At 28.1% G+C, this 5,019-nt stretch carries 3 protein-coding genes and 2 rRNA genes; 1 reads left to right on the top strand and 4 read right to left on the bottom strand.

Features of this window, described 5'->3' with window-relative positions; translation table 11 throughout:
• Nucleotides 1-123: 123 nt before the first annotated feature.
• Nucleotides 124-663 (bottom strand): anaerobic ribonucleoside-triphosphate reductase activating protein, encoded by a 540-nt coding sequence (gene nrdG / locus EIH23_RS15835; RefSeq protein WP_122641380.1) that lies wholly within the window; start codon nucleotides 661-663, stop codon nucleotides 124-126.
• A gap of 21 nt (nucleotides 664-684) precedes the next feature.
• Nucleotides 685-3,027, bottom strand: a complete 2,343-nt coding sequence (locus EIH23_RS15830) for an anaerobic ribonucleoside triphosphate reductase (RefSeq protein WP_122641379.1) — start codon at nucleotides 3,025-3,027, stop codon at nucleotides 685-687.
• 328 nt (nucleotides 3,028-3,355) lie between these two features.
• Between EIH23_RS15830 and EIH23_RS15825 the strand changes: the two genes are divergently transcribed.
• On the top strand, nucleotides 3,356-4,561 hold the full coding sequence (locus tag EIH23_RS15825; RefSeq protein WP_122641378.1) for a pyridoxal phosphate-dependent aminotransferase: 1,206 nt from the start codon (nucleotides 3,356-3,358) through the stop codon (nucleotides 4,559-4,561).
• Between the two features lie 130 nt (nucleotides 4,562-4,691).
• On the opposite strand, the gene rrf is transcribed toward EIH23_RS15825, so the two are convergent.
• Together rrf and EIH23_RS15815 are read right to left on the bottom strand one after the other, a co-directional pair.
• Nucleotides 4,692-4,808 (bottom strand): 5S ribosomal RNA (gene rrf, locus EIH23_RS15820).
• 84 nt (nucleotides 4,809-4,892) lie between these two features.
• A 23S ribosomal RNA gene (locus EIH23_RS15815) occupies nucleotides 4,893-5,019 on the bottom strand; the annotation flags it as partial.

Genomic DNA, 5,019 nt, shown 5'->3' with positions numbered 1-5,019 from the left:
TATCAACATATATTAATTAAAAAAAGCTTCATAAATGTATATATTTTTAATTAATATTATTAAATCTAATATTTAATATATACATTTATTTAAATTTTATACTTTAATATAATAATATATTAATTATTTAACTACAGGCATCTCTCCAAACATATATTCATTTTTCAATATAATGTCATTTAGCTTTAAACTTTCTTGAACATCTATTATCCTTTGATTATAGGACCCCCTAAACCTCAAACTTATGTCTTTCTTATCTATTTCAAACTTCCCATCTACTAAAACATCTATTTCTTTTAATAATGTTCTTCTCTCTCTATACATATTATTACTCTTGTCTAATAGTTCTTCAAAAGTAAAACCCGTATAGGCCCATACATCTAAATTGTTAACCTTAGCTTCTTTAGCTATTATTGCTAATGGTTCTGGTTGTAAAAAAGGCTCACCACCGGATAAAGTTATACCTCTTTGTAGGTTTAAATTTTTTATTTCATATATAATATCTCCAGTATCTATTTCATAACCACCTTTTATGTTATGAGTTTGAGAATTATGACATCCTATACAATCATGAATACACCCCTGACTCCAAATAACCACTCTTAATCCTGGCCCATCCACTATGCTATCAAACATAGTAGGCGCTGCTACTCTTAATTTCATAGAATCACCTTCACTTTTTGATTATGTGTGTTTTACCCTATCACGTACCTCTGCTCTTTTTGCATTATTAAATCTATCTATAGTTCCTACTAAATACCCGGTTATTCTTCTTATTCTCTCAAATCTAACTTGGCTTTCATTCCTTCCACACGCAGGGCATATATCACCGTTTATAATCCCTGTATATCCACATATAGGGTCTCTATCAACAGGATGATTTATACTGCCATATCCAATACCTAATTCTTTCATTGCTCTTATAATAGTCTCAAAAGCTTCTAAATTATTTGTTGGATCACCATCTACTTCTACATATGTTATATGTCCTCCATTAGTAAGTGCGTGGTATGGAGCTTCGATACTTATTTTGTCAAATGCGCTTATTTTGTAATATACAGGAACATGAAATGAGTTAGTATAGTAATCTCTATCTGTTATACCTTTAATTTCTCCATACAGTTTTTTATCTATGGCTGTAAACCTTCCAGATAATCCTTCTGCTGGTGTTCCAATAAGAGAAAAGTTTAATCCATACTTCTTACTAGCTTCATCCATTCTATTCCTCATATATGTAACTATTTTTAACCCTAATTCTTGAGAATATTTATTTTCACCATGATGCTTACCTACAAGACCAACTAAACACTCTGCTAACCCTATAAAACCTATTGTTAAAGTACCTTGCTTTATAACTTCACTTAATTTATCCTCTGGTAGTAGATTATCTGATCCTAACCATATGCCTTGCCCCATTAAGAACGGAAAGTTTTTCACCTTTTTATTACCTTGAATTATCATTCTATCTAATAGTTGATCTATTACTAAATCTATTTTTTGATCTAAATCCTTAAAAAATCCATCTATATCTACTTTTTTATTATTAACTATTCCATGCTTTATCCCTAACCTTGGTAAATTTATAGTAGTAAAAGATATATTTCCCCTTCCACTAACTACTTCATCTCCACATAAATTACCTAATACCCTAGTTCTACACCCCATATACGTAACTTCAGTTTCTGGATTATCTGGTTTATAAAACTTTGCATTAAATGGAGCATCTATAAAACTAAAATTAGGAAATAATCTTTTTGCAGATACTCTACAAGATAGCTTAAATAAATCATAATTAGGATCTCCTGGATTTAAATTTATCCCTTCTTTAACTTTGAATATTAATATAGGAAATATAGGTGTTTCTCCATTTCCTAATCCTTTTTCTAAGGATAATAATAAATTCTTACTTACCATTCTACCTTCTTCTGATGTATCAGTACCGAAGTTTATACTAGAAAATGGTACTTGTGCTCCAGCCCTTGAGTGCATTGTATTTAAGTTATGTATAAATCCTTCCATAGACTGATATGTTTGTCTATCTGTCTCTTTTAATGCTTCTTCGTATGCAAATTCTTGAATATTTTTAGCTGTCTCTTCATCTATATTAAACTTTTCTTTTAAAACTTCTTTTTCTTTATTTATATAAATTTTACTTCGATTTATTTTAAGTTTAAAATTTTGTTTTTCTAAATTAGAAATAATATCCTTTATATATTCTATATTACCTATACCCTCATATAATTTTAATGCTTTATATATATTTATAATATAAAATTTCTTAAAAGTTTTAGCTACTCCCTTAGATAAATTATAATCAAAAAACGGTATACTTTGCCCTCCATGCTGATCATTTTGATTACTTTGAATTGCTATTGCTGCTAAGGCACCATAGCTCATAATATCATTTGGCTCTCTTAAAAATCCATGTCCTGTTGAAAATCCATCTTTAAAAAGTTTATCTAAATCAATTTGACAACATGTTAATGTTCCCATGCTAAAAAAATCCATATCATGTATATGTATATCTCCATTTTCATGAACACATGAGTGATCTAATTTTAATATATTATCCTTACAAAATGCCTTAGATACAATACTTCCATAGTGAAGCATCATTCCCATAGATGTATCACCATTAATATTAGCATTTTCTCTTTTTATATCAACATCATCAGATTCTTCAAATGTAATTTCTTCTATCTCTTTCATTAGCCGAGTATTAGAATTTCTTATTCTATCTCTCTCATTTCTATTCATTATATATTCTTCACTTATTCTAAAATATCCATTTTCTATAAGATCTTTAACTACTAAATCATATATATCTGCTACTTTTATAATGGAATCTATATGTTCAGATTCTAATAATTTTATTACATCACTAGTTATTTTTTCCGATATTTGATTATTTAGAGTCTTATTTTCTTTATTAGCTACTTTATCCACTGCCAAAGATATAGATTTTATTATGCTATCTTTATTAAAAGGTACAACTCTTCCATCCCTTTTCTCTATATATTTAATCATAAAACCCCTCCTTTAATTACCATATATTGTATCACAACTCAATCATAACTACTATATATTGTATATATTAAATATTAGTTATTTATATTAAAAGCTTATATTCAATTTTATATTATATATAGTAAAACAATTTAATTTATAGTTTTCACTACTTTTATCATATTCAGTATAAAAGTTTTAGTAAAATGTACTATAACATTAACTTATTTAGCCAATATTATTAAATCATTTTATTAAAACAGGAATTTTTTTATTTGCTAAATTTCTATATGATTTTTCTGAATTTTCATATAACATTAATGTATAGAATTTTTAAGGGGGAGATCTTATGTTATCTAACAGATTATCTATTATAACTCCATCGGTAACAGTGGGAATTAGTACGAAGGTTAAGGAGTTAAAAGATTCAGGTAAGAAAATTATAAATCTAAGTATCGGTGAACCTGATTTTAACGTTCCTGAAAAAGCAAAATACTCTGGTATTGAATCTTTGAATAACGATGAAACTAAATATAACCTAGTTCCAGGTATAACAATTTTAAGAGAAGAAATATGTAAAAAACTTTTAGATGAAAATAATTGTGATTATTCATTAGATGAAATAGTTGTTTCTAGTGGTGCTAAAAATGCTATTACAAATGCTTTGTTGGCTGTTACTGATCCAGGAGATGAAGTATTATTACCGAAGCCATATTGGGTTAGTTATTCTGAAATGACTAAAATAGTTAATGCAATTCCAGTACCTATGAATACAGATAAAAGTAATGATTTTAAGTTAACCGGTGACATATTAAAAAAATATATTACAAATAAAACTAAGTTGCTCATTTTAACAAATCCATCAAACCCAACGGGTGCTGTTTACACAAAAGAGGAACTTTTAGATATAGCTAATATTTGTTTAGAAAATAATATATATATTCTATCCGATGAAATATATGAAAAAATATGTTATACAGATAAATTTGTATCTATGGCATCATTAAGCAAAGAAATAAAGGATATAACCATAACCATAAATGGATTTGCAAAGTCTGCAGCTATGACCGGTATCAGATTAGGATATTCTGCATCAAATAAAGAAATTGCTAAAGGAATATGTGCTATTCAAGGTCATCTAGTTTCTCATCCATGTTTAACATCTCAATATATAGGATATGCTGCTTTAAGAGATTGTAAAAAAGATTTAGATAATATGGTTGATATATATAAATATCGACGAGATTTAATTGTATCAAAGTTAGACTCCATGACTAACATAAGATATATTTATCCCGAAGGTGCTTTTTATATATTTATAGATTTATCTAAAATAAAAGATAATTTTAATTTTAGCGAAAGCTTTTCTGTTGAATTTTGTGAAGAGTTTTTAAATAAACATAATGTTGCTATAGTACCTGGCCTAGCATTTGGTATAGATGACTATGTACGTATATCATACGCTTGTGATGAAAAAGACTTTTTAGAAGGTTTAAATCGATTAAACGATTTTATCTCTGAAATAATGGTATCTTGCCCTAATTCTGCTTTATAGTATGGTATAAGTATAGAATGTAACTATTTTACTTTATTTATAAATTATGAGTATATCAATACTATTAAACTTAAAAGAGTATAGGAAAGTTATTTCAACTTTTACTATACTCTTAAACATAAAAAAGATTACGTGGCTACGTCTTACTCTCCCGGGAGGTTGCCCTCCGAGTACCATCAGCGCTAAAGAGCTTAACTTCTGTGTTCGGAATGGGAACAGGTGTATCCTCTTTGCTATAATAACCACATAATCTTTCGATTAACTTATATTAAGTTTTAGAGTTAATACTCTAAAAACTGCATATCATTTATTGATTTATCATTTAAATTTATTGGTCAAGTCCTCGACCTATTAGTATCGATAAGCTAAATACATTACTGCACTTACACCTTCGACCTATCAACCAGGTAGTCTTCCTGGGGTCTTACCCTTACGGTGGGAAATCTTATCTTGAAGTC

Origin of the sequence: Romboutsia sp. Marseille-P6047 (assembly GCF_900604535.1) — a bacterium.
Taxonomy (GTDB): domain Bacteria; phylum Bacillota; class Clostridia; order Peptostreptococcales; family Peptostreptococcaceae; genus Romboutsia_E.
The sequence above is the reverse complement of the archived record's forward strand: the minus strand, read 5'-3'. Positions and strand labels throughout refer to the sequence as shown.

Excerpts from the sequence above, each read along its gene's own strand:
- nrdG (WP_122641380.1), bottom strand. The coding sequence starts at position 663 with ATGAAATTAAGAGTAGCAGCGCCTACTATGTTTGATAGCATAGTGGAT.
- EIH23_RS15830 (WP_122641379.1), bottom strand. The coding sequence starts at position 3,027 with ATGATTAAATATATAGAGAAAAGGGATGGAAGAGTTGTACCTTTTAAT.
- EIH23_RS15825 (WP_122641378.1), top strand. The coding sequence starts at position 3,356 with ATGTTATCTAACAGATTATCTATTATAACTCCATCGGTAACAGTGGGA.